The 26620-nt window shown below is 36.8% G+C and carries 22 protein-coding genes; 7 read left to right on the top strand and 15 right to left on the bottom strand.

Going from position 1 to position 26620, the window contains the following annotated elements; all coding sequences use genetic code 11:
• Window positions 1–8 precede the first annotated feature (8 nt).
• The 11 genes from H7U17_RS11080 to H7U17_RS11030 all read right to left on the bottom strand — a co-directional run bounded on the left by H7U17_RS11080 (window position 9) and on the right by H7U17_RS11030 (window position 14701).
• Window positions 9–1217, bottom strand: a complete 1209-nt coding sequence (locus tag H7U17_RS11080; protein ID WP_186756786.1) for a glycosyltransferase — start codon at window positions 1215–1217, stop codon at window positions 9–11.
• A complete protein-coding gene (locus H7U17_RS11075; protein ID WP_186756785.1) occupies window positions 1214–2023 on the bottom strand; it encodes a hypothetical protein in 810 nt (269 codons plus the stop codon). The genes H7U17_RS11080 and H7U17_RS11075 overlap by 4 nt, the downstream gene beginning before the upstream one ends.
• Window positions 2020–3165: a glycosyltransferase family 4 protein gene (locus H7U17_RS11070; protein ID WP_230981372.1), complete on the bottom strand. Its 1146-nt coding sequence runs from the start codon at window positions 3163–3165 to the stop codon at window positions 2020–2022. Before H7U17_RS11070 ends, H7U17_RS11075 begins: the two co-directional genes overlap by 4 nt.
• 9 nt (window positions 3166–3174) lie before the next feature.
• A complete protein-coding gene (locus H7U17_RS11065; RefSeq protein WP_186756784.1) occupies window positions 3175–4323 on the bottom strand; it encodes an O-antigen ligase family protein in 1149 nt (382 codons plus the stop codon).
• Window positions 4324–4439: 116 nt separating this feature from the next.
• On the bottom strand, window positions 4440–5204 hold the full coding sequence (locus tag H7U17_RS11060; protein ID WP_186756783.1) for a nucleoside/nucleotide kinase family protein: 765 nt from the start codon (window positions 5202–5204) through the stop codon (window positions 4440–4442).
• Window positions 5205–5206: 2 nt separating this feature from the next.
• Window positions 5207–6595, bottom strand: a complete 1389-nt coding sequence (locus tag H7U17_RS11055) for a nucleoside/nucleotide kinase family protein (RefSeq protein WP_186756782.1) — start codon at window positions 6593–6595, stop codon at window positions 5207–5209.
• A 61-nt stretch (window positions 6596–6656) separates the two neighbouring features.
• A complete protein-coding gene (locus tag H7U17_RS11050) occupies window positions 6657–8204 on the bottom strand; it encodes a lipopolysaccharide biosynthesis protein (RefSeq protein WP_186756781.1) in 1548 nt (515 codons plus the stop codon).
• Between the two features lie 233 nt (window positions 8205–8437).
• Window positions 8438–10870 carry a GumC family protein gene (locus tag H7U17_RS11045; RefSeq protein ID WP_186756780.1) on the bottom strand — a complete coding sequence of 811 codons (2433 nt, stop codon included), beginning with the start codon at window positions 10868–10870 and terminating at the stop codon, window positions 8438–8440.
• Window positions 10871–11238: 368 nt separating this feature from the next.
• Entirely contained in the window at window positions 11239–12393 is a 1155-nt protein-coding gene (locus tag H7U17_RS11040) for a polysaccharide pyruvyl transferase family protein (RefSeq protein ID WP_186756779.1), read from the bottom strand.
• A 2-nt stretch (window positions 12394–12395) separates the two neighbouring features.
• Entirely contained in the window at window positions 12396–13565 is a 1170-nt protein-coding gene (locus H7U17_RS11035) for an outer membrane protein assembly factor BamB family protein (RefSeq protein ID WP_186756778.1), read from the bottom strand.
• A 320-nt stretch (window positions 13566–13885) separates the two neighbouring features.
• Window positions 13886–14701: a polysaccharide biosynthesis/export family protein gene (locus tag H7U17_RS11030; protein ID WP_186756777.1), complete on the bottom strand. Its 816-nt coding sequence runs from the start codon at window positions 14699–14701 to the stop codon at window positions 13886–13888.
• A 296-nt stretch (window positions 14702–14997) separates the two neighbouring features.
• Between H7U17_RS11030 and H7U17_RS11025 the strand changes: the two genes are divergently transcribed.
• On the top strand, window positions 14998–15480 hold the full coding sequence (locus H7U17_RS11025) for a deoxycytidylate deaminase (RefSeq protein ID WP_186756776.1): 483 nt from the start codon (window positions 14998–15000) through the stop codon (window positions 15478–15480).
• Here H7U17_RS11025 and murB read toward each other — a convergent pair.
• On the bottom strand, window positions 15477–16496 hold the full coding sequence (gene murB / locus H7U17_RS11020) for a UDP-N-acetylmuramate dehydrogenase (protein ID WP_186756775.1): 1020 nt from the start codon (window positions 16494–16496) through the stop codon (window positions 15477–15479). The two genes, H7U17_RS11025 and murB, sit on opposite strands and share 4 nt — an antisense overlap.
• A gap of 135 nt (window positions 16497–16631) precedes the next feature.
• On the opposite strand from murB, the gene H7U17_RS11015 reads away from it, so the two are divergent.
• From H7U17_RS11015 to H7U17_RS11000, 4 genes are all read left to right on the top strand, one after another.
• The gene (locus H7U17_RS11015; RefSeq protein ID WP_186756774.1) at window positions 16632–17573 is read left to right on the top strand and encodes a succinylglutamate desuccinylase/aspartoacylase family protein; all 942 of its coding nucleotides are present in this window, start codon (window positions 16632–16634) and stop codon (window positions 17571–17573) included.
• A gap of 49 nt (window positions 17574–17622) precedes the next feature.
• Window positions 17623–18765, top strand: a complete 1143-nt coding sequence (gene egtB, locus H7U17_RS11010; RefSeq protein ID WP_186756773.1) for an ergothioneine biosynthesis protein EgtB — start codon at window positions 17623–17625, stop codon at window positions 18763–18765.
• 10 nt (window positions 18766–18775) lie between these two features.
• On the top strand, window positions 18776–19741 hold the full coding sequence (egtD, locus tag H7U17_RS11005; RefSeq protein WP_186756772.1) for an L-histidine N(alpha)-methyltransferase: 966 nt from the start codon (window positions 18776–18778) through the stop codon (window positions 19739–19741).
• Between the two features lie 63 nt (window positions 19742–19804).
• Window positions 19805–20596, top strand: a complete 792-nt coding sequence (locus H7U17_RS11000) for a tRNA pseudouridine synthase A (protein ID WP_186756771.1) — start codon at window positions 19805–19807, stop codon at window positions 20594–20596.
• Between the two features lie 54 nt (window positions 20597–20650).
• Here H7U17_RS11000 and H7U17_RS10995 read toward each other — a convergent pair whose 3' ends face one another.
• Together H7U17_RS10995 and hppD are read right to left on the bottom strand one after the other, a co-directional pair.
• Complete coding sequence (locus H7U17_RS10995; protein WP_186756770.1) at window positions 20651–22378, bottom strand: phospho-sugar mutase; 1728 nt, start codon at window positions 22376–22378, stop codon at window positions 20651–20653.
• Window positions 22379–22501: 123 nt separating this feature from the next.
• On the bottom strand, window positions 22502–23596 hold the full coding sequence (gene hppD / locus H7U17_RS10990) for a 4-hydroxyphenylpyruvate dioxygenase (protein WP_186756769.1): 1095 nt from the start codon (window positions 23594–23596) through the stop codon (window positions 22502–22504).
• A gap of 361 nt (window positions 23597–23957) precedes the next feature.
• Here hppD and H7U17_RS10985 point away from each other — a divergent pair, with 361 nt between their 5' ends.
• Entirely contained in the window at window positions 23958–24380 is a 423-nt protein-coding gene (locus tag H7U17_RS10985; protein ID WP_186756768.1) for a hypothetical protein, read from the top strand.
• Between the two features lie 88 nt (window positions 24381–24468).
• Here H7U17_RS10985 and trpS read toward each other — a convergent pair whose 3' ends face one another.
• Window positions 24469–25443, bottom strand: coding sequence for a tryptophan--tRNA ligase (gene trpS, locus H7U17_RS10980; RefSeq protein WP_186756767.1), 975 nt, complete (start codon window positions 25441–25443; stop codon window positions 24469–24471).
• Window positions 25444–25514: 71 nt separating this feature from the next.
• Here trpS and H7U17_RS10975 point away from each other — a divergent pair, with 71 nt between their 5' ends.
• Window positions 25515–26612 (top strand): DUF1573 domain-containing protein, encoded by a 1098-nt coding sequence (locus H7U17_RS10975; RefSeq protein ID WP_186756766.1) that lies wholly within the window; start codon window positions 25515–25517, stop codon window positions 26610–26612.
• The last annotated feature ends 8 nt before the right edge of the window (window positions 26613–26620 follow it).

Here is a 26620-nt window from a genome sequence, read left to right as displayed (position 1 = left end):
TGATGTTTCTAACTATTACTGTGGACGTATTCAGGTTTCTCTAGATGTATCATGCGGTTATTTTCCTCAGTAGAAAATGAGACTTTACCTGCAATAAACTCTTTATAAACCTTCATAAACCCTTTTCCCATTTTTTCAATGGTAAAGGATTCCTTGATGATCTGCTTTCCCTTTTTACCAAATCCTCGACTTTTTTCTTTATTATCAATCAACTCTATGACTTTGGTTACTATTTGATCCACTGTTTCGTTGGTAATCAGGTATCCGTTCTGATTATTAAAAACCAATTCTTTGGTGCCTCCCGCATCATTGGCAATTACAGGTTTGGCCAATGCCATATATTCCATGATAGAATTGGAAATACCTTCTCCGTGGACACTAGTATTAGAAAACATAAGTCCTAAATCGCATGCATTGACCAAAGCCTCTACTTCATTGATTCTTCCGGGATAATTTATCCTAGGATATGCTTTGGATTTTTCCATTATCTCAGCAAAAATCGGGTTGTCAGGGTGATCATGAGCTCCAATTCCCAAAAAACTGATATCTTCCCTTAATGCGGTGACTTTTTTAGCTACTTCCAGAAAAAGTTTATGATCTTTATTTGGCGAAAAAGAAGCAGACATTACAACCAGATAAGGCGTGTTTACCTGATATTTGGCTTTTATTGATTCCTTATCGGGGAGATTTTTAAATCTGCTAAAACTCAACCCATTATAAATGACTTTACTTTTGTTTTTGGGAGGTTCATATGCTTCTATTCCTGCGATAGAATTTGATAGGATGAGGTTGGAAAACTGGAAATTGATTTTATTGATCCAATAATCGATGGATGTTTTGTGGATTTTTGGTGGTGCTGAAGCTATTTGACTATTGATTAGTGGAATATTTAATCCAAACACAGCGGGTAAAGTATATAAGGTTTGTTTTGCTCCCCATGTATGAATAATATCCGGTTGGAAGTCTTTACATAAACGATAAAATCTAGAGATGATTTGCGGCTTAAAACCCTTATTATTTTCGTCAAGTATCTTGATGGGAACTCCTAAATTCAAAAAATCTATATAGTGAATTTTATCTACGGTGAGGACTAACATTATTTCTATTTGACTGTTGGCTTTTAGATATTTTAGCAGTTCTAAAAGTCTTCGCTCTTTCCCTCCAGCCAATAGGCTTCCAATATAGAATAGAATTCGTTTCTGATTTTTTTGTTTCATTTTGTTAGTGTGGTTAATGGTTGGTCAATGTATTTTAGCCTTGAAAAATTTTGATTTATCCAGCTTTCAATGGCCTTATGAGGAGGTAGACCAGTTCTCTCACAAAGTTTGATGACCCATTTTGAGTGAATACCTCTCAATAAAAACGGGATATTATCAATACCAAGAAGCTCCGCCATTCTAATTCGGTGATTTCCTCCTGTGCCCAAACAAAGCTCTCCATTTCTTGTCACGTGAAGCCTGATTTCTTCCACGGAGGGTTTTCCTTGCTGTGCTTGGGTCAAATACCCTTTTTTCTTCATTGATTTATAGGCTTTTTTTAATTCCTTGAAATAGCTTTTGACCGCATCATGTGTATCACATCCTTGTGGTGGATTGGGATCTCCTTGGTTTACCTTATAAATCATTCTTTTATATTGCGGTGTTTTGCTGTATTTCTTCTTATGAAGAAACATTTTTCTGATTGTTTGGTGTACGTCCCATTTTTTGGAATCTTTCGGGATTTTCTCAAAAATAGAGGGGAGTTCATAGATCATATTGACATCCCAGTCATCTGTATGACACCATCTTCCTCGAGGCGGGTAGTCCAAGCTACTTTGATATTTTACCTGATCGATGCTTGTCCAATAGATTGGTGGCATAATTGGTGGTGGCAACCATTCTACTTGTTTTTTTAATGGTAGGTTTAATAGGACAGACAGGTGGTACCTTATCCCAAAGAGCATGTGTATGAGCGCCCATTTGGTATTGGCCAACTTGGTTTTTAATTGGGTGGAAAACTCCGTTTTTTCCAAAGTTATTTTCAATTGGATTGAAGTATACCTACTAGATTTCTAGCCAGTACTTTATAGTTATGATTTTTCGAAACATAGTCAACTACATTTTCTGATAGCTGTTGGTAGTCATCAGCATCCAAAGATTCCAATTGTTTAGAGAGTTGGTTCGCATGAGTGTAAATCAGTCCTAGTTGATTTTTATCAATAATTCCGTCAGGATTTACATTAGGCGTGGATAGAATAGGAGTTCCCACGGTCATGGCTTCAAGGAATGTATTGCTAAAACCTTCATAATGAGAGGTGTTTAGTAGAAATTTTGCTCCTTTAAGAAAGGGGAGTACCCCATTTCTATCCAAGAATCCCATAAATGTTACATTGGGCAATGTCCTAAGTTTTTTGAGGTATAATTGGGTGGTTTTGTCAATTTTTGGAGTTGCTTTTCCTGCAATACAAATTTGAGTATCAGTAAGCCTTGAAGCTATCTCATATAGTAGTTTCAGGTTTTTTTGAGACTGGAATATCCCCAGCCAAGCAATATATTTCCTCTGATCTGCTTTGATCACTTGGACTCTGTTTGACTGGTATAGGATAGGATTGGAGATTTTCTTTGTTTTAATTCGAGGGTATTTCTTTTTAAGTGCATCCAGCTGATAGTCATTCTGGCAAAGAATTATGTCAGTCATTTCCATTCCCCATTTCATGAAAAAGCCATGTATAGGTGAATGGATTTGTTTAAACCGATCATCCAAAAAGTAATCGTTGGATATCCGTAAAATATATTTTACACCTAGCTGTTTGCATATTATTCCAATGAGAAAACTACTCCATCCCGGTACACTTTGATAGAGGTAATCAGGTTTCGCTTTTTTGATTTTTGTATAAAGATCAGGGAAGCGATAATACACCCATCTTATCCATCGTATTCCTTTATTTTCATCATAAAGAGGGATTAGCTTAATGTCTTTTACTTCCTCTTTTAGTTCTCCTCCTTTGATTAAATCTGTCATTATAAAAACATCGTGACCTGTTTCTATAAGGCCCCTAGCCCAGCCAAAAGATTGAACAGCAGCGCCTCCTGAAGGCTTCTCATTTTTTGTTATGATATTGATAATCTTAGGATCTAAAAACAAAAAGCGCATATCATTTCGGTTTATTTTTGCAGTTTTATCCATTGAGAACAATTATGAGAGGACCGTATTAATTTTATCATTAGGATTGTCATTTTTGAGCAACTTCCTTTTTACTTTCCCCAAGGGTAGCATAAGCAAAAGAATCATCATAAGCATATTATCGACTTGCGTATACCTACCAGTAATGGTATAAATCCCAAATGCAATAGCACAAAAACAAATGATCAGCAGATCAGTGCTGGATTTTACCCTCATTAAAGCTTGGACAAATGCAGTGGCGATCATGGATAGATATAGCAATAAGCCAACGATACCCGTTGAATGAAAAATATTTGTCAAGTCACCATGTAAAGATCGGTCGCCGAAGGCCCCTTTTCCGTAATTTCCAGGGCTATCGAATAAACCATATCCTAACCAAGGATCATAATCATAACTGATAAAGGTGTCCTTGAATAACATGTCATATTCAAAGAATCTCTTTTCTTCGGCCAACTCTCTTTCATCCAGTTTTCTTAATTCATAGCGGCTAATAAACTCTTGGATAAAGTCGGTGCTGAAAAAAATGATTGCTCCAGCGAAAACACTTAATAAAACAAAACCTATTACCTTATCTACCTTACCTCTTAAAACAAGGATGATGAGCATGGTTAGGACAGCCAAAGCGCTTAGACCCATCACCGATCTTCTCAATGAAAGCATGATGAAGCTGAGGGCTATGATAAAAATGATCAATTCAATGGGCCTCTTATGACTGATTAGTCTATAAATAGCCGCAAAGAAGGTAAATGCAAGGATATTGAAGTAAGTAGTGTCTTGATTACCAAACAAAAGACCACTTGTGATTCCGTACATTTCTGTAGGTGCATAACCGCTAGCGGTAGAGGCTAGGGCATTTAATACAAACAGGACTAAAATGATAATAGAAGATTTATAAAGTTCTTGAAACAGCTCAGGTCTGTTGTATTTTTTATACACCTCGGGTGTCAATGGAATAAAAATAAATAATGAGATTACTGAAAACATATAAGGCCTGATGAACACGAAGTCACTAGTTTTGTGCAAGAGGAAGAGATAGAGCAAGGCGAGAAGTACGGCGAAAATATTGTTTTTCAGAAAATTAGGATGATAGTAAATGATCTTTCCAATCAATAAGCTGGTTAATAGATAATGCAAACTAGCAGGAGCAACAGGATTAATCATGAAATATGCATAAAATATGACCGGTAGGTAGAATAGAATCCTATCATCTTTATAAAAAAGGAGATAAATGGCAAAGCTATATAGAGCAAACTCCGTTATTAGAAAAAATAGGTTGATCATGATAGATTACTAAGAAAGGATTTCACTTTAGCTACATTTTTTTCTATTGGATCCATGCCGTCGATTTTGTAAACCTGCACACCTTTTTGCTCTACTTTTTTGATCAGTAGTTTTATAAGTCTTCTCCATTTTTTGGTTTCATATTTTAGCTTTTTATCACCTAAGTCGATGTGCGAGGCAATTCTTTTTTTTCGGTTCCTAATCCTATCTAGGATGATATCGACTGGTTTTACATGTACCCATATCACCGCTTTGGGCAGTTGGATGAGAGAAAGATAGTCGTCCAAAACAGCATCGATGATTTTTTTGTCTTTATGCACTAAAAAGGATTTTTGTAAAAAGCCTTCATCCATGACACAAGGTATCCCATTTGCATTGTCCTGTATATCCTGATAGCGACAAAAGTCCCTGTATAGGAAAAAAGCAGATCTAAATCTTTGGGCAGGGTCCGCATTTGCATCGAATTCTGTGTTGGACAAGTGCTGCCAGAAAAACTTACTCAACTCTTCATGGTTTTGGACAAATTGAATTCCCTTATTGATTTGTATGGATTGATGCTTTTTGATTTTAAAAATGTACTTAATCAGGTCAATGGATTTCTTTACAAATCCTTCAGACCTTCTTTTGCTTTGAGTAATCAAAGCATCCAAATGTGTCCATTTTTGCTTGTTGTCCCATTCGTTACAAAGCTCTTTGAATATGGAGGACTTACCTACTCCTGGGGCACCTATAATTTCCACTATATTGGGATGAGGGTTCATCTTTATTGGGATAGATTATTCCAAATTTCATTTTTGATCTTTAATAATACTTTATCGTATGGCATACATGCATCGACCTCGATAACCTTAGCATTCATAAATGAGATATTGTCGAGATTTTCACATTTCTGTTTGATGGATGTAGTGTCATGGGTTGATTTTCTTTGCGCAGCTATTTCTGGGCTTACTCTTAATTTGAATATCATGTCCGGTTCCATTTTTTCAATCTTTTTAAAAAGTGCCCATTCTTTGGCTGCGTGTTTTGATTGAGCTCCATTTTGAAGGTGGGGACCATCGTGCATTCCCCATACATTGTTTTGTGGAAATCGGTCACAAATAATGAGGCTGCCATCCTGGCTGATTTTTTTTGCTAGTTGAAGCATGTTTATTTTCTTTTTAGGCAATATCAGGTAGTAGTAATCTCCAAGTAATTTTCTAAGCTTTTTCGAGACTTTGCTCTTAGAATGGATAAGGTTGGAAATGGAAAAAAGCACTTTGTTATAGGATTGTATAAAAGGGTATTTTCCTAGATAGAAATAGTGTGTGTCCAATTTGAAGGTGAGCCAGTTTACAATGTCTTTGCTAAGTGTGCTTTTACCGGCCCCATCACTGCCGATTAATGCCATAATCTTTCCTCCAGTTACAAGTTTCTTTTTATAGCTCATAGGAGAAAAGAAAGGAAAAAAAAAAGAAGTTACTTTAAGGTAATAAGTATAGTAATAGGATCGTACCAATGAACTGATCCATGATTTCCGATAATGTTTTTTTACTTGATCATAAAAGAATTTGGATAGCTGAATGATGGCTTTTTTGTTATGCTCCAATTTGATTTTTTGTATGGAATCAATAAAACCTTCGGGAATTTTAAGCTTTAGTTGATCACAGGTAGCCAAGAGATTCTCATCCTCACACTGTTTAAGCAAGCCAATCAATTCTTCAACTCTTTTTTCCTGTACTTCTGGTGACTTTTTTATCCTTTTTTTGAGGGGCATTTTGGCCCAAATACGAATCATAAGCACTATGGACTCTAATTCTGGTTTTGGGATTGGCCAGCCTGATTTTTCGTCTGTTTTCAATTGAGAAAAATATTCTTCAAGCCAGGGTAGGTAAAGGTGCTTTACGTATTTTACCCCTGTTACTATAGTATAGTGGGTATGTAAGTGGAGCAAATTCCCAGTTTCTTTATCAAAGCCTATCCAGTCTTCTACTTGGGGATAGGTATTCCATTTTGGACTGCGAGCCTTTTTGAAATTGAGTTTTTTCATTACTGTCTCAAAGGCCTGTTTATGTTTTGGGTCGACGAGAATTTCTATATCTGATTGTCCCTCCAAACCCTCCAATATATGTTGGTTTCCTTTCCAATGAGCAAAGCGAATTCCTTCTTGCTGCAAGGCTTTTAAAAGCAATTTCGATTGATATGTAGGGATATTTTCTACCAATTTTTTGAGGGGATTAGCTAGTTTTGAAGAATTTAATCTTTGAAATAATTTCAATGACACTTCTCCTGTTTTCCTGATTTATACCTAACCACCATATAAGAAGCGCACCTATAGGCAGAGTGATGATGCTCGTAAAAATCAAATAATACCAATTTTCGATTTGTACCCACTGTCCAATATAACAGGACAATGAAAGTAGGAATAGGCTTGAAATAATGGGTCTCAGTGAATTTATTGATAGTAAATCGCTATGGTCTTTGATCCGTTTTTTTATAACGATAGGGTAACCTATGGTCAGAAATAAACGGCCTAAAATGACACTAGAACAGAGTCCAAGGATGCCAAAGTCCTCTACTAACAGAAAAGCCAATAAAATAGAAAAAGAAGCCGCTAAAAATGAAAGCAGTACTTTGATTTGTAGCTTTAGAGAAAGGTTAATTATATCACTGTCCATCTGGAAGAAAATATATTGTATGGCGATGATCAGAATGAATAGGTTTTCCAAATTACCTGCATAATGCTCAGCCCCAACCCAAAGTCCAATAAATGATTGATTGTAAAGTAATACAGCTACTCCAAATGTGCAGACCAATATCCAGTTTACAGTGATGATTACATTTCTGGCATTTTGGACCTTTTGAAATTCTCCTTTACCGAAAATCCCTCCAATTCCTGGGACTATTCCAGTTGTAATCGCTGAAACTATTCCCTTTATGGCAAATGAAGTAAATAGAGTTAATGTATATTTTGTGACAAATACAGGTCCTATAATATATCCTAATACAATTTTATCACTGTTCATCAGCATCATTTTTGTAACCATGAGTCCCATGAACCAGCCACTGAGCTTACCGTAAGATTTTACTTTGGATTTATTGGTCTTACCAAACCCGAACCAAGGAACGTTTTTTTGAACTATATAATAGAAGGTAATTCCTAGTACCAGTGCGATGATAACTTGTACAACCGCTAAGCCAATCAATCCATAGCCCAAGGTTATGGCCAAGATTTTCATTCCTCCTCCAACAGCAATAATTCCGGCTCTGACTCCCATGCGCTTAAAGCCCAGGTTCATTCCTCTCAGTACCGATTCGAAAATGTCGAAGATCTTATGGACTACGAGGGTTAGAATCAATAATGAACAGGTAATTCTGATCAAATTGGAATAGCTTTCATCAACATTGATAATACTTGGTGCATACCAAATAATAATGCTGCCAACGATCAGAACTATGGGAAGAATAAAGAGGGTGATCACAAAAGCCGAAGTCACCTCGCTTCTTAATTCTTCTTCCGGAGCAATATCTCTTTTCTTAGAAACAGACCATTTTAACACTTGGGTTGCTCGAGTATCGGCCATACTCGCATAGCCGGTCATTTGTGTCAACATTTGCCATATTCCGTAAAATGTGCTGCCTAGTCCACTTACTATAAATGGATTAATGATAAATCCAGTAAGCTGTACTCCTATATGGTCAATTATTGCCGTTACGGAATTTAGGTAGGCATATTGCTTTAGGTTTTCTTTAGATTTTTTTCTGGATGTAGTCTTACTGATCACCGTAGGTTTATTAATTTTTCAGGAATACGAGGGTTTAATAGGGGTAATTTTGGGCGGTAAAAAGAAATAAGCCATATCAAAAAAATAATTGTCCAGTTTAGAGGTAAACAGGAACGCACAGCTTCGCCCGGTCAGTCCCAGGCTTTTTTGGTGACTTAAAATTGTCGTCCATCTTGATAGGTGGCGTTTTAGGTAATATGATTAAAGTAGCGAGTCAGAATTGTAGCCATTTACTAAAGGCCGACATTCCTGCTGCTCTTACCGATGATCTTATCGATCAGACTTTTTTTCTGGTCTTCTTTATAATACCCATAGCCATATCCACCATACGTCAGCTCTTTATCTGCGACATCGTTAAATACAGCATATAGGTGAGGTTGTCCGATTTTATTTTTCAGTTTATTGATCTCGGAGATAAATGGGATCTTACTGTAGTTATATCTAATCATGAACAGGGTAAGGTCTACCAATTGAAGTATTTCCAGGGTTTCGCTGACCAAGCCCAAGGGTGGAGTGTCCAGAATGACCACATCATACTTGGTTTGTAGTTCTCTGATCAAAAGCTCAAAATGGTTACTTACCAAGAGTTCCGAAGGGTTAGGAGGGATTGGCCCCGCCACAAGGATGTCAAGGTTTTCATATTTTGTAGATTGAATGACACTTGATAAGTCATGGCTCTGCATGCTTAAATAAGTGCTTAATCCTGCATCATTATTGATTTCAAAATCTCCAAATATTTTTGGTTTGCGCATATCGCATCCTACCAGAATGGTTTTTTTATTGTTTAAGGAAAAGGTGGAGGCCAAGTTGATGGCACAAAACGTTTTACCCTCTCCACTAATACTTGAGGTCAAAGCAATGGTTACTTGTTTTTCTTTAGGGCTGATAAAATGGATATTGGTTTTCAGCGCCCTGAAAGCTTCTGTGATTCCGGATTGAGGCTCGTTTAAGACCACTAGATTTGACTTGTATTTGTTTTTGCCTATATGAGTCAGTACTGGCACTGAAAGTTTTTTCTCAGCGTCCTTAAGATCTTTGATGTTTTGATTGAACATGTAAATCAAAGTGATCGCAGCAAAGGGAATCATCAGTCCTGCAATGATTGCCAAAATATAATTGGTAAGGTAGGGGAGGGTGATAGGTATAGAACCTGGCCCGGCATATTCCACCACTTTGTTTGTAGTGGTATTAGAGGCCAGTGAAATGGCTGATTCAGCCCTTCTTTGCAATAAGAAAGTATAAATACTTTCATTGATGGCAAATTGTCGCTGGATGCGCAATAAGTTTTGTTCGGTAAAAGGTAGTTTGCTGAACTCGCTCTCTAACTTGACGATCCTGTTTTGTAAATCTAAAATAACCTGATCTGTATTCTTTCCAGCGTTGGTAATCACTTCCCTGATAGAACCATTTAAATCTCTGATTTTTTTGTTTACCTCTTTAACTGAAGGAGAAGCTTCGGTGAGGGTAACTAGGAGCCTGGATTTGTCAGATTGTAAGGTGATTAGGTTTTCAATGAGGGTATTGAGAATAGGGTCCTCGATTCCAAGACCTGATGGCATAACTATTTCATTATAGTTTTCCCTGGTCAAGTAGTCTTGGAGGTTTTGATAATATTCTTTTTTGAATTTATGCTGGGCAAGCGTGCTTTCCAATTCAGATATCCTTTCAAACATGGCACTGCCTTCAGAACCTATATTATAGGTCTTATGACTGCTTCGAAAATTCTGAAGGCGGTTTTCTATAAATCCTAAAGAATCTGAAACCCCCGCTATTTGGTTGTCAATGAAGTCTACTGTATTGCTGGCCAATTTGTTTTTTTCCTCAAGTTCATATTCTAGGTATATGTCCATGAGCTGGTTGAGGTAATCAATACCTTTTTGGGAATTTTTAGTGATAAGAGAAAGCCCCAGAATAGATGCCGTAGGATCCATGGGGAATACTTGTAAATTGTCACCGGTATATTGTGAAACAAGGCTATTAAGTGACCTAAGCTTAATTATGTATTCGCCGGTAGGCAATTGTTGATTTTCCTTGTGGGAAATTTTAATTTTTAAATCAGCTACCTCCAACCATTTTCCAAAGGGAAAAGCTTTCATTTTTATAAAGGGACTGGGGTATTCAATTGTTCTACCAGTCTCAGGATTATATTTATAGTAAATATCCTCTGATAGTTCTAAAATATAACTATCGGGATTGTCCCAAGTAATGTTGATATAAGCCCCAGTGAGCTGAGAGTGCTCCCAATCCACTTCCACCTCAAAAGGGGCGTTATTGTATATTTCTATGGGTATTTGTTGGTCAGTGCTATAATATTCGACATCAAAGTCCAGTCTTTCCAGGGTGCCTCTTGCCATGGGTTTGGATTTCATGGTAATAGATTCATTGGACAACTGGTTTGGTGCATACCTTCTTCCAGTTGCAAGGCCTGTCAAATCCAAAATTCCTGTGTTTGGATTATCATCTTTAATTAGGAATTTGCTTTCTACTTTATACTGTGGTGCGACAAATTTATTGGCTATAAAAGCAGCAGCAAGAGCAATCACTATAGAAATCAAAAAATAGGGCCAATATTTGAGGTACCTAAGGAAATAATCTTTCATATTGAAAGATTGAACCTCCGCTTCTTCCAAATAATCTTCGGATGTGTTTTTAGGAATTAATTTCATGAGCGCTCATTTTACAGCTGTTGGCCAAATAGTAGAAGTCATTTCTTAGTACTCCATTGATTGTCAGTTGATTTGGAGTTTTGCTTAAATAAGTGTTTAATTCAAGCTCGATTTTTATCAGGAAATTTTTGGTGAAAAGTTCCTAAAGCATTATAGGTTTAATTTAATTTTTTGATCTTAAAAATCCTAGTTTTATATGTTAAAAAATGAATTTTAAATACATAAAAAAGTAAAATATGTACAAGTGTTCTGTAATAATCTGCTTCTGAAAATTAAAGTTTCGCCCACTTTGATTAAAAGTTCTAAAATGGGCCAAGAGGCCAATAGTTTGAGACGGCCTATTGGGGACTTTTAAAAGATTTCCCCCTTTAAACCTCTTCTAACAAATCAGTTTCTTTACTGAGGAGACTTAATGCATTCTGCCAAATAGCCTTATTATTGTCGATAAATCCTTGGAGCAAATTTTCCCTCCTTTGCAACTCCGTTTTGTCCCAATTATCAATGAGGTGAAGAAGGTTTTTGTTGAATTCAATGTGGTTGTCCTTTTCTAGACGAACACAGTATTCGGGAATTCCAATTCTTGAGAAAAGGTCTCTACCTTTACCGTTGGGAAAGGGGTTTTTATTATAGCGTTCAATATTGATGACAAGTGTATTAGAAAGTTTCATGGCAAAGATGGATCCATGGAACCTATCAGTTATGAGAATGTCTATTTTGCTATAAATATTTAATTGATCAATCACATGATCATCAAAAAGGCTTAGACTCTTTTTCCTTTTGATAAAAATATAGTTGTCAGCATGTTCTTTCAGTAAACTCTTGATATTACGAGCAATGGCTTCATCGGTTACCCCTATTAGGACTATTTTTTTCTTTATTTCAGAGCTTTTGTTAATTTGAAGTTTAAGATCTTTTTCAAAATCATATAATAATGTTGGGTCTGCGATATAATTGGGCCGTTTTACCCCGATTTCTTTTAATAATTCAAAAGTGACCTTATCTCTAACCAAGACTATTTTATATTGATTTAGTATTTGTGATAAAGTATCTTTTTTATTCAAAAACTCGTGATTATTAGGAAGTGGATCAACTGATGCAGCAATGGAAGCTTTTTGGGCCTTAATCCCATCTGGTAAGAAATATATATTTGGAAGTATGTTGTCTAATTTGTCCGAGTACATCCAGACAGTATCGCTACCAGTGAAAATGAGATCATAATCCTGCTTATTGATAAAATCGATCTGTTTTGACAAATCATTATGATTAGATAATTCAGAAAGAGGGACATTGTTTTTAATAAATTTTCTGATAGAGTTGTATCGAACTATTTTTCTATGTCTTATGAATGGAGGTTTCTTGCTGAAAAATTCCCGTTCAATATTTTCCCTCTTTGAAGGTATAAGGTTAATCACCTCAACTGCGGCATTTGGAATCCCGCTTTTAAGTAGATTATAAACACAATAAGTTTGCATTACTGATCCAGGGTTGATGGAGTAATGAAATGTTAGGATTCCGATTTTCATAATTAATTGGTTTTTAATGAGTAGTAACATCCATCCCAACTTCCAATGTATATATCGCCGGATTGATTGATAACTGGTACGGATAAAATCTTATTGTTTTCGAATTGCCAGATGATTTCAAGATCCTGATTTAGCTTGATCAGACGACCACTGCTTTTTCCATCCTTGGTGGAAAGTAAAAGGTTGTTTTCACCATCTAGAGTAGGGGTAATCCAAAGTCCCCGACTGACACTGTTGATCTGTCTTCTTCCAACAATTTCGCCACTTGTGGCTTCTAGTTTATAAATGTATCCTAGGAAGTCACAAAAATAGATATGTGTGCCATCCCTGCTGACAGCACAAGATCCTCTAATAGCACCAACTTGTTTTTCCCACTTTATATTTCCTAGTTTATCCAAGGCACTAATCCATCCCTTTTTTTCACCTTTTGCATAAAAGAAATAGATTGTATTTTGAATTTTACAAACCACAGGATTTCCCCAAGGCTCCCAGAATGGTTTGATTTTCTTTTTCCAGATTAGCTTGCCCTCTTTGGAGAAGCAAAAGGCAAAGCCTCTTCGAGAGGCGCAGTAGATATGATCATTTTCATCAATAGCTACTCCAGAAAGCTGGTACCGTGGAAAGCCAAGGTCATATTTCCATAAGCTGTTTCCATTTGCGTCAAAGCAGTGTAAACCTGTTCCAAAGCCTGTGATGAAAATCCTTCCGTCTGTATAGTTGGGAGAACTCCATGATTTGTAGACTATATTTTTCTTTTTTTTTGGATCGTAGGTGAAAGGGAAGTGCAGGAGTGTATTTAATTTTTTACTGTTTTTTAAGCGACCCTTTTGTTTGGATAGGTCTTTTAGCCATTGAAGTTCACCATTTAGATTAATGCAATAAAAAAAGCCATCCCCTCCGGCAAAATAAACCCTGTCTTCTAAAAGTAAAGGAGAAGAATATATCTTCTCTTTGGTAAGAAAACTCCATCTGATTTTCCCATTACTGTCAAGGGAGTAGAAGTTACCACTATGCGAACCAAAGTATAAGTTGCCTTCTTGGTCCGTTACAGCAGTGGACTCAGCTCCATAAATTGGATTGGTATTCAAAAAACATTTCCAGTTTACAACAGGGGTATTGTTCCCTGAGGTGTATTCTTGCTGAGCATTTCTGTATTTATTGAATAGGAACATTTCAATAGTAGATATTTAAGTTGGCTTTCGAGAGGGAGTTGCTAAACTGTTCCCCAATTATTGTTTTTAGATGCCTATGAATAGCCATTTGGTTGAAGAAAGCTATTTCCCTATACTCTTGAATTTCAATAGTCATAATCAAAGTGAATCAATTGCTCACTTTATATGGCTGAAATTGAATTGGTTATTTTGAAAAAGTGTTTACTTTGTTTTTAGATTCTTGTAATAAGAGGTGCTTTCGGAGAAAGTAATAATGTACTTTAATGGATATTAAACTGTTTCTGGTTCTTTTATTATTAAGGTTGTTTATTTTGTTATAATTAATTAGTAGCAGTGTATATCAACAAGCCAACGGTTATGATACTTACAAACAGTTGGAATGTTTGTATTAAGGTAGCTCCTGTACCTAATTCCCTAACTTTCATTGGTTCGACATAGATAAGATCGTTTGGCTTAAGGAAGTAAAATTCCGACTCCATGATATCTTTATTGTTGAGGTTGATAACGTGGTTTTTGGATCCGTCTGGGTATTGTCGGATTAAATGAACTTCATCTCTATTGGCATAAATTGTTAAATCGCCGGCATTGGCAATCGCTTCGAAAATGGTCACCCGGTTCTGTAGAAGCGTATATTTGCCGGGCCTAGAGAATTCTCCTAGTGCACTGTACCTGATGCCTCCTAACCTTACGCGGACAAAAAAATCTTCCTCTACAATAAACTCTTTGAGTTTGTCTTCAATGTGTAACTTAGCTTCATTGGTAGTCAATCCAACAAGCGAAACTTCTCCAATCAAAGGTAATTCTACCATTCCTTTATCATCTATGGAGTAGCCTGTCAGGAAAAATACATCACCTCCGCTTAATAACCCTCCGCTGGCCATTCTGCTTTGAGCCATGGCATTTGGATCTGTGAAAATCATATTGACTTCAGGGCTGGTAGTACGGATGGATATGTCCACTACATCGTTATATAACAAATAGTAATCCTCAATTTTATGGACTACTTGCTCTCCTTTTCTGGCAACAAATTCATCTTTATCTTCATCTTGTAAGTAAATGACCTTTTTGTTTGAGATACAGCTCGAAATTATGACAGTACAAAAGGAGAAAAGCATTAAAGTTTTTATCAGTTTCATAAAGTATTCATTCAAAATGATTAATTAACTAAAAAGTGAAATTCTTGTGTATCAATTAATTAAGTCATAAATATATAGTATAATTTTTTATTTATCCACTTAAACAACAAAAAAATGAATAATAAATACAAAAAAAAGTTTTTCAAATATGAGGGAGAGTTGTGTTTATAAATAATCATTTTAAATGGAAATTTTGTGTAATGCGGTTTTCCCCTCAAAAGAATTAAGTTAGGATTGGCTGGTGACTGAGAATTTCTTTCTTACTTTTGTGGAGTTAAATTTGAAATACTAGTAAGATGTTCCGACCTGATTTTGATGATATTTTTATGGAGTTGGCCGTTAATTTGGCGAAAAGATCCCATTGCATAAAGAAACATGTGGGAGCAGTGTTGACAAAAGAAACTAGGATTATTTCAATAGGCTATAATGGGCCTCCTTCTGGTACCCATAATTGCGATGAGGAATTTCCAGAAACGGGTTGTAGCAGGGACAGTAAGGGGAGTTGTTCTTTGGCTTTGCATGCAGAGCAAAATGCAATCCTTTATGCTGTTAAAAACAATGCATCTGTGGAAGGGTCGACATTGTATGTAACTTTAGCCCCATGTCTTGCTTGTGCAAGGATCATTTATTCCATGGGAGTAGCCAAGGTAATCTACATGTATTCTTATGCAGATTACAAGGGCCTGCCTTCCGATGAAGGAGTGGATTTCCTAAGAAAGTTTGGTGTAAAAGCTGAGCAGTATGAAAAAGAGATCAGTTTTGAAGATCATTTGATTTAGATAAAATTAACTTCTGGGCTTAGCAATATATTGAATTTTTCCTTTATATCTTTTTGGATTCTCTCAGCGAGGGCTTTAATGGTTTCACCATCACCATTGCCATAATTGACTAAAACCAAGGGTTGTCTTTTGTGCACACCAATAGGTCCAAATGTTTTGCCCTTCCAACCTGATTTCTCGATCAACCAAGCTGCTGGTACTTTGATTCCAGTCTCCTGGGAATAGCCTGGGATATCAGGATATTGCTTTTTCAATTCTTCAAATTGCTCACTGGAAATTGTTGGGTTTTTGAAGAAACTACCGGCATTTCCAATTTCTTTAGGATTGGGAAGTTTACTTTCCCTAATTGAAATTACCGCATCACTTATAGCTTTTATATTTAATTGATCATCACTGATACCCATTTCTTTCAAGGTTTCATTGATTGCTCCGTAGCTGATATTGAATTTAGGTTTTTTTGAAAGTTTGAAGGTTACGTGAGTAATTACATAATTGTCTTTTTCCTTGTTTTTAAATATGCTTTCTCGGTAACCGAAATTACACTTTTGTGAATCAAATAATTCTGATTTTAGGGTTCCTCTGTTAATCGCCTCCAAATGGTCAAATACTTCTTTTATTTCTACCCCATAAGCACCGATATTTTGCATTGGGGATGCACCAACAGTTCCAGGGATCAAAGAAAGATTTTCTATACCTGCCCATTGATTCTGAATGGCCTTTAGTACAAACTCATGCCAGATTTCTCCTGCACCAACCCTGACCCAGACATGGTCATCATTTTCTTTGGTAACTTCAATCCCATTGATGTCAATTTTGACCACTAGGGCAAATACATCCTTTGTGATCAATATATTACTTCCTCCTCCCAGGAATAGCAAAGGGATATTCATGGTTTTTGAAAACTCGATAGCCTCTACCAATTCTTCTTTGGATTTTACTTTGGTGAAAAAACGGGCTTTTTTGTCAATTTGAAAAGTATTATATGGTTTTAAAGAAATGTTTTCTTGTATCTTCATAGGAGATTATTGGTTGAAGTAGCCGTGGTTTTTCTTTCTTGTAATATGGAAGCCATAAATATGCTTCTGCGAATTAAATAAGATTTTAAGCAATAAGAAAGTGATCTGCTTGAGGAAAATGAATTAAAGCAATTTATGAAAGAAATGGTAATCAATGGGGTCAGAATTAGACCCGGCCAATCTATTAATATTGAAATAGCCATTGCTAGGCTTCCGACCCACACGTTGATCGATCTGCCCGTTTTTATTGATCGGGCTAAAGAGGATGGACCAACAGTACTGATAAGTGGAGGGGTGCATGGTGATGAAATGAATGGGATAGTAACCGTAAAAAGGATGTTGGAGGAGGGATTGTTTAAACCCAAAAAAGGAACTATCATTTATATTCCATTAGTGAATGTTTATGGATTTTTGAGCAACAGTAGAACCTTTCCCGATGGACGTGACCTAAACAGAAGTTTTCCTGGTAGTAATAAAGGGTCTTTGGCATCGCAGATAGCTTATATCCTCACCACCCAAATCATTCCCAATATTGATTATGGAATTGATATACATACTGGTGGAAGAATGCTTTCTAATTATCCTCAAATAAGGGTGGATTTTAAAGATGTCAAAGGACTGGAATTAGCTAAGGTGTTTGGAGCAAAGTTTGTGATCAATTCCAATCACATAGATAAATCATTTAGAAAAGAGGCTTTTAAACTAAAAAAACATATTTTAGTTTATGAAGGAGGAGAGTCAATGCGCTTGGATGATCTGGCTATTGATGAGGCTATTTTGGGAACGAGGAGAGTACTTGTTCACTTGGGAATGATTGAGGAAGATGTTAATCATGGTCAGTCCATATTAATGAAAGAAAGTTCTTGGTTAAGGGCGAAAATGTCTGGCATTTTCACTCCAATTGCGAAGGCAGGAGAAGCGGTCAAAAAGGGACAGGTATTGGCGAAAATATCAGATCCTTACGGACAAGTAAAGGTATCTGTAAAGTGTGGCTCAAACGGTTATATAGTAGGGGTGAACAATTCACCAGTAGTAAATGCAGGTGATGCCATTTTTCATATTGGCAAGGGAGCGTAGGTTAAAGGGTTGAAAATGAAATAAATATTAATTTTGGAACAGCTCAATCATGACTTTTGAAAAATATAAACAAGTAAGGGATTATACCATACAGCTATGTTCGCATTTAGAGACAGAAGATTTTGTCGTCCAAGCTTCAGCACATGTAAGTCCTACAAAATGGCATTTGGCCCATACTACCTGGTTTTTTGAAACTTTTGTACTAAAAAAGTACCTGACGGAGTATAAAGAGTTTCATCCTGATTTCAGTTATTTTTTTAATAGTTATTATAATGCTGTAGGTGAGCGCACAGTTAGAGATCAAAGAGGTTTAATGACCAGACCAAGTGTGGAAGATGTGTTTGATTATAGAGATTATATTGACGAACAAATGCAGCTTTTAATGGGAAGGTCCTTGAATGAGGAAATTGAGCAAACTATAGTACTGGGACTGAATCATGAGCAACAGCATCAGGAATTGTTAATTACAGATTTGAAGTATAACCTTTGGTTAAATCCGTTGTATCCTGCTGTTCTCAATATAAGAGAGTATTCCGCCCAAAAAAGCAGAGGTTGGCAAAAGATTAATGAGGGATTGTATTCCATAGGCTTTGAAGGTAATGGTTTTTGCTATGACAATGAGCAGGGCAGGCATCAGGTGTTTTTGGAAGAATTTTCCATATCCACGAATTTGGTTACTAATGGTGAATACCTTGAATTTATTAAAGAAGGTGGATATCAAAATCCTGTTTTTTGGCTTTCCGATGGTTGGGCATGGGTAACTGAAAATCAGCTATCACTTCCCTTGTATTGGAAAGAAATTGAGGGTAAATATAAATGCTATACCCTGGATGGATTAAAGGAATTGGACTTAAATGCACCCATTACCCATGTGTCCTTTTATGAAGCCGCTGCTTATGTAGAATGGGCCGGCTATCGTTTGCCTAATGAGGCAGAGTGGGAGGTTGCTGCAGAAAAGTTAAATTGGGGTGATAGGTGGGAATGGACCAATTCGGCCTATTTGCCTTATCCCAGATACCAAAAAGCAGCTGGAGCCATTGGAGAGTACAATGGTAAATTTATGATCAATCAAATGGTGCTTCGGGGTGGCTCTGTGGCTACTTCGGCAGGGCATTCAAGAAAAACATACAGGAATTTTTTCCACCCTCAGTTTAGGTGGCAATTTACAGGAATCAGACCTTGTCAAAAATAATTATCAAAAAATGGAATTTATTTTAAATAAGGAGAGTGAATTTGCTCTTGATGTCCAATCTGGCTTAAGTGCTATAAATAAATATTTGCCCTCAAAGTATTTTTATGATCACAGGGGAGATATGCTCTTTCAGCAAATTATGCAGCTTCCAGAATATTATTTAACGAGAACCGAGTTTTCGATTTTAAATCACCATCATTCCTCCATTTTAAATCCGGTTTTAGACTTGAACCAATCATTTAATTTGGTGGAAATGGGGGCAGGGGATGGGCTTAAAACAAAAATCCTGATTGAATATTTACATTCCCAAAAAGTGGATTATACTTATTACCCCATAGATATTTCAGGTAATGTACTTAACCATTTGAAGGAAAGCTTGGAAAATAAGTTTGAAGGAATCCAGATTCAACCGATAGAAAATATATATAGAAAAGCCTTGAAGGAAAAAATTTGGGATAATGATCGTCCAACGCTCTTACTCTTTTTAGGCGCTAATATTGGCAATTTTGTTTTAGATGAAGCCAAGGAAATACTGGGGATAATAGGACAGGCCTTATCAAAAGGAGATTATGCATTGATTGGCTTTGATCTAAAAAAAGATCCAGAGTTGATTCTAGGAGCCTATGATGACAGTCAAGGAGTCACCAGGGATTTTAACCTCAATGTTCTGAACAGGATTAATAAGGAACTAGGAGGAGATTTTGATCTTAGTAAATTTAAACATTGGCCAGTTTATAATCCTGTTAACGGAGAATGTAGAAGTTATTTGGTTAGCCTAATTGATCAAGAAGTGCATGTTGAAGCTTTAGGGGAAACTTTTCAATTTAAAAAGGCAGAAGCCATTCATACTGAGGTGTCAAAAAAATACGATACGGATGAATTATGTGTTCTGGCGAAAGAAAGTGGCTTTGAAATCATCAATGATTTTCTGGATGATCATGAATTTTTTACTGATAGCTTATGGAAGAAAATGTAAAATTCGATTTTGAATTTGAAATGATTACCTTCGGACCCTCAATAGCATGTTTGGAGTTAATTCATGAAAAGTAAACCATATACTTACCTATTTAGGGTACAATATTTAGGCTTTCGTTATCACGGTTGGCAAAAGCAACCAGGAGTGAAAACTGTTCAAGAGATGTTACAAAGGGCTTTTAAGGGTGCTTTGGGCATAGAAGAATTCAATATATTGGGATCTGGAAGAACAGATACAGGCGTGTCTTGTCTCAATGGGGCTTTCGAACTTTTTTCGGCTGAGCCTATCGATAATTTGGATAGAACAGTAAAAAGTTGCAATGCTTTTTTACCAGATGATATTAGGTTACTTACTGCCAAGCAGGTTGGACCAGAGTTTAATGTCATCCAAGATGTGGTGGAGAAGGAATATCGATTTTATTTTTCATTTGGTACTAAACCTCATCCATTTTCAGCACCATTTACGGTTGTTTTTCCTGAGAAATTAAATGTTCCATTGATGAATGAAGGTGCCAAGTTGTTTGAAGGAGAAAACGATTTCAGGAATTTTTGTACCAAACCAAAACCGGAAACGCAGTTTAAAAGATTTATTGATCTAGCTGTAATTGATGAGATTTCGGGAACTGATGCATCATGGGAGTTGGCTGAGCCTAATTTCTGTTTTAGGGTAAGGGGAAAAGGTTTCCTAAGAAATCAGGTGCGGTTAATGATGGGAGCCTTGTATGATTTAGGAAAGGGAAAACTAGAATTAAAGGATTTGGAAGATGCTTTGAATGGGAAATTGGAAATAGGACCATTAAGTAGGAAAGCTCTTCCTACGGGCTTGGTATTGTATGATGTGGTTTATGAAAAATAAGAAAGGCCCCTTCTAGTGGGCCTTTCTTATTCTATACTTGAAGTATCTTATATCTTATTCAAAGAATTTTTTCAAGCCTTCGATTTTCTTAACCAAAGAAGCTTCTACCGCTCTGTAGGCCTCTCTGTTTGGAAGGTGTTCATTGACAGAAATATAATATTTGATTTTTGGCTCTGTACCAGAAGGTCTAGCAGAAATCTTACTTCCATCTTCAAGGTAGAACTGGATTACATTGGATTTATCCAGTTCCAATTCTTCCGTTGTTCCTTTTTCGATATCGTAAAGTTTGCTTTCCAATACATCAATGACCTTGGTTACTTTAATACCATTAATGGTATCTGGTCGATTTGTTCTGAAACCATGCATCAATTGTTGGATTTGTTCAGCACCATCTTTGCCTTTTTTCGTGACTGAAATAAGCGCTTCTTTATAGAATCCGTACTCTTGGTAAATCTCAGCAAGGACATCGAATAAGGTCATGCCGCGTTCTTTATAATAGGCCACTACTTCGGCTAAGGTGGCACAAGCTGAAACGCCGTCTTTGTCTCTTACTGCATCACCAACCAAAAAGCCGTAGCTTTCTTCGCCACCGCCGATAAATTCTTTCTTTCCTTCAAGCTCTCTAATTATCGCAGCAATATTTTTAAATCCAGTAAGGACCCTGTAACAAGGGATTCCGAATCCTTTACATATTTCCTCAATCAGTTCCGTGGTCACAATGGTATTCACCATGTATTGATCACCTGTAAAATGTCCTCTTTTGCTCCACATAGTGAGCAGATAATAAGTCAGGAGGGTTCCTGTCTGATTACCATTGAGTAGCTCAAACTCTCCTTTTTCATTTGGAATGGCAGCGGCATACCTATCGCCATCAGGATCACAAGCAAGCACTAATTCTGCATTGACCTCTTTTCCTAGTTTAAGGGATAGGTTCAAGGCTTCTGCTTCTTCTGGATTCGGATAAACTACGGTAGGGAAATTGCCATCAGGCTCAGCTTGTTCTTTTACCACGTGGATATTTTCAAAACCGAAAGTTTTAAGAGCTGCTGGAACCATTTTACCTGAAGCACCATGAATAGGAGAAAATACAATGCTCATATTCCTTTGATTCAAAATGGCTTTTGGAGACAGGCTAAATTTTTTGATGTCATTCAGATAGCTTAGGTCCATTTCATGACCGATAAATTCTATAAGGCTTTCGTTTTTGTCCCATTTAACATCATCTATAGATTTAATTTTTTGAACTTCGGTAATGATGTTTTTGTCATGTGGTGCGACTATTTGGCCGCCATCTTCCCAATAGGCTTTATAGCCGTTATACTCTTTCGGATTATGTGAAGCAGTGATCATTACACCACTTTTACATCCATAATAGCGAATGGCATAGGAAAGCATTGGTGTAGGTCGCATTTCCTTGAAATATTTCACCTTTATACCATTTGCAGAAAGTACATTGGCGGTAGTATCTGCAAAGAGCGTATTGTTGATCCTAGAGTCATGAGTGATGGCTACTTTTATCTCTTCACCAGGGAAGCATGCAAGTAGGTAATTAGCTAATCCTTGTGTGGCCATACCTACTGTATATACATTCATTCTATTAGAACCGACGCCCATTACACCTCTCAGACCACCCGTTCCAAATTCTAAATCCTTATAAAACGAATCGATGAGTTCTGATTGGTCTTCAGACTTGAGCAAAGTCTGGATTTGTTTTTTTGTTTCTTGGTCAATGTTACTATCAAGCCAGCTTTGGGCTTTGTTAATGATGGATGCGTCTGTCATGATTTTGTAAAAAACTTAAAATGAAAATCAAATTTAATCATAAAAGCGGTTTTTGCCACGCCTGATGAAAGCTTTCACTTAAAAAGTCAAAATTCTTCACTTTTTAAGTATTAACAGATTGAGCTATAGGTTTCCTCTTAGTCTCTGTTCTCTCTCGATGGCTTCAAAAAGGGCTTTAAAATTGCCCTTACCAAATGATTTAGCACCTTTCCTTTGAATAATTTCAAAGAATAAAGTAGGTCTGTCCTGTACAGGTTTGGTGAAAATCTGTAAAAGATAACCTTCATTGTCTCTGTCTACCAGTATGTTAAGGTCTTTAAGTGGTTGGGTAGCTTCATCTATTTTTCCTACCCTTGAGGGCATTTCTTCATAGTAGGTTTCAGGTACTTCCAGAAATTCCACGCCTCTGCTTCTAAGCTCTCCTACAGTTTGGATAATATCATCTGTGGCAATGGCTATATGTTGGACACCCGGACTATTATAAAAGTCCAAATATTCCTCTATTTGTGATTTCTTCTTACCTTCTGCAGGTTCATTAATGGGGAATTTGATATAGCCATTTCCATTGGAAACTACTTTGGACATTAGGGCAGAATATTCAGTTGAAATATCCTTGTCATCAAAAGTGACCAATAAACTAAAGCCCATTACCTTTTCGTAAAATTCCACCCATTTGTTCATTTCTCCCCATCCTACATTTCCCACACAATGATCTATGTATTTAAAGCCCACAGGGCTGGATTGATAATTGCTGCTTTTGCTTATGTATCCTGGGAGAAAAGGACCCTTGTAATTTTTTCGTTCTACAAATGTGTGAATGGTTTCCCCATATGTATGTATGGAGGCAGTTTTTACTGTGCCGTTTTCATCTCGGAGTATTTTTGGTTCCTCAAAGGAAACTGCGCCACGAGAGGTAGTTTCTTGCCAAGACTTCTCGGCATCATCTACCCAAAGAGCTAAAACCTTTACACCGTCACCATGTTTTTTGACATGAGCTGCAATGGGATGAAATTCACCCAAAGCACTGGTCAAAACAAGTCGGATTTTTCCTTGACTCAATACATATGAGGCTCGGTCTCTAATTCCTGTCTCAGGCCCCGCGTATGCTATAAGTTTGTAGCCAAATGCATATTGGTAAAATAAGGCAGCTTGTTTGGCATTGCCGACGTATAATTCCACATGGTCAGTTCCATTAAGTGGAAGAAAATCAGTTTCCATAGGTCAAAATGTTTTGGGTCTATACTTTTACCATCCTTAACAAATATATCATTTTATATGATGTGAGCATATTGCCCAAAGGATTATCTGTTTGATTTTCAGTCGTAAATTCTTGTTCAAGGCAAGTGTTATTGGGGTCACTTTTATTCCCTGAAATTTAGTTTTTTTAATGTTTAAATTGATTAGCTCATTGGTAGAAATAATGGTGACATTGTTTGATTTTAAAATAAAGGAAGGGTGAAATTAGATCTTTAGAGGACAATAATTAGGAAAAAAAGACTTTCATAAGGCAAAAGTCTTTTTTGGAAACTCTTCTGGGATTATCTACCTTCATATTTAAATTCAAAATCAACAAAAAATAATGGACTTAGATAAGTTAGACAAAGACCTAACCGCTATTGTAGAGAAAAGAATCGCGTTGAGTAAACTGACTTATGCAGACGACAATTACGATGATATCGAAGAGGAGATGCATGATTTGGAGGATGATTTCAACGATGAGTTTGGTGATGCTTTAGAGGGAGAGCTGGAGAAAATTTATGACAAGCTGGATTCAGATACAGATGTTTTGTTACCATCTGCTTATTTGGCTAATAAATATGTTCCTATGCTTCCTGATGCAAGGGGAATTATTTCCTACGAAGTAAAAGGAAAAGAAGGGGTACCTATTGAATCGGAACAGTTTGATGGTCAAGATGTGAGGATTATTATTGTGCCTAATCCAACGCGTTTTGTGATGCAGATCAATGGAGTGGCCATGAAAGATTTGTGGAGATCTAGGTAAAAGAAATCAAAATATACCATAAAAAAGCACGCCAAACTTAAACTTCGGCGTGCTTTTTTACTTAGTTAAAAGGGATGAATATTTTTGTTTATGCAAAGCCTAATTTGGCTCTTACTTTTTGAAGGGTGTTTTGCGCTATCTTTTTAGCCTTTGCTTCACCTTCAGCTAGCTTACTGTCCAGTTCATCCAAATTGTTCATATAATATTCAAAGGTTTCTCTTTCCTTGGCATATTTTTCTGTAACCAGGTCAAGTAATTCTTTTTTGGCATGTCCATAACCAAAGTTACCCGCAAGGTATTTTTTTCTAAGTTCCTCTGACTGGTCTTTGTTCGCTATTAGGTTAAATAATTTAAACACATTACAAGTGTCAGGGTTTTTGGGCTCTTCTAGCGGAGTGCTGTCCGTGACGATACTGTAGATATTCTTTTTTAATTGTTTCGGCGGAAGGAAAATGTCAATATAGTTATTGTATGATTTGCTCATCTTTTGGCCATCAGTGCCAGGAATGATCATTACCTCTTCATTGATTCTTGCCTCTGGCAAGATAAGGATTTCATCTTCCAATCTAGCGTTGAATGAGGAAGCTATATCACGGGTCATTTCCAAATGCTGCATTTGGTCTTTCCCTACAGGAACAATGTCTGCCTCAAACATCAGAATGTCAGCCGCCATCAAAACTGGGTAGGAAAATAAGCCTGCATTGACGTCAGAAAGTTTGTCAGATTTATCCTTAAAACTGTGGGCATTTGCCAACATAGGATAAGGGGTAAAGCAGCTCAAGTACCATGTCAACTCTGTGATTTCAGGAATCCTGGATTGTCTATAAAAAACAGTTTTGCTAATGTCCAGTCCAAATGCCAGCCAAGCAGCTGCTACTGCATGAACATTTTCTTTTCTCTTCTCCCCATCCTTAATGGTGGTTAGGGAGTGGAAATCGGCGATAAAAATGAAAGATTCGTTATTGTCTTTTTTTGTAAGTTCTATTGCCGGGACTATTGCTCCAAGGATATTTCCCAGATGTGGCCGTCCCGAGCTTTGAATTCCTGTTAATACTCTTGCCATCAGTCAAATTTTTATCGCAAATTAAGGAAATAAAGGCAGAAATCGCTTGAATTTTACCGTTATTTGTAAGTATGAGAAATATTGCATTGACGTTAATCACTTTGTTGTTTTTTCTTTCTTTGGCTTTTGTTGTTAAGGCTCAGGAACTTGCCACCAATCCATTGATGTGGGAGAGAAATCAGGCCGAATTAGGAGCAGTGATGGAGGAACATGGTCAGGTTAATACATCTTTCTATATGGCCAATAATGGAGAAATGCCTGTAATTATTGAGGAGGTATTGACAGATTGTGGTTGTACTACGGTTGATTTTGAAATAGATACACTTTACAAAGATGATATCGGAGCTATAAAAGTGGCCTATCAGCCTACCAGTTTTGGTGGTAGATTTGAGAAAAAGGTGTTGGTGAAGACCAATATTAATCCAGCTGGTGATACTTTATTGATTGCAGGAAATAATATTCCTTACCCATCCAATGTAGCTTCATATTACGATTACAAAATAGGGGACCTGGGTTTTAGGTTTAGCTCTATTAATATGGGAAATGTCTTTACCAATGAGCCGAAAATCAAATATGTGGATTTTTATAATTTCAAAGACCTTCCAATTACCTTGGACCATAATGACATGAGCCTTCCTGAGCACGTTAAAATCAATATGGTGCCAGCCATCGTTCCGGCAAAATCAAGAGGGCTACTGGCTATCCAGTATGATGGGGAGCTAAAAGAAGACCTAGGCTATTTTGATGAGACAGTAACATTTGAGATTGAGTCAAATAGTAATGAGGGAATTGACTTGAGGTTATTGACCACGGTTCATGAGTACTTTGCTCCGATTGCCAAAAGTCAAGTCAATGAAGTGCCTCATTTGGCTCTGGCAGAGGTGAATATTGATCTGGGAAAAATATCAAGTAAGAATTTAGTGTCCAGAAGTGTGAAAATAACCAATACAGGCAGACAAGCGCTCAATATCAGAAAAGTGGTAACCAATTGTGATTGTATGGTTTATGATTTGCCTACCATGGATTTGGAACCTAGGGATCAAACGGAATTGAAATTTACTTTTGACCCAAGTGGGAGATTGGGGATTGACCATAAAATGATCACCATTTTCAGTAATGATCCGAGAACTCCAACTAGGACCATCGTAATTAAAAGTCGGATAGACTGATAAAAAGC

Source organism: Echinicola salinicaeni, from assembly GCF_014280965.1.
GTDB lineage: Bacteria > Bacteroidota > Bacteroidia > Cytophagales > Cyclobacteriaceae > Echinicola > Echinicola salinicaeni.
The sequence above is the reverse complement of the archived record's forward strand: the minus strand, read 5'-3'. Positions and strand labels throughout refer to the sequence as shown.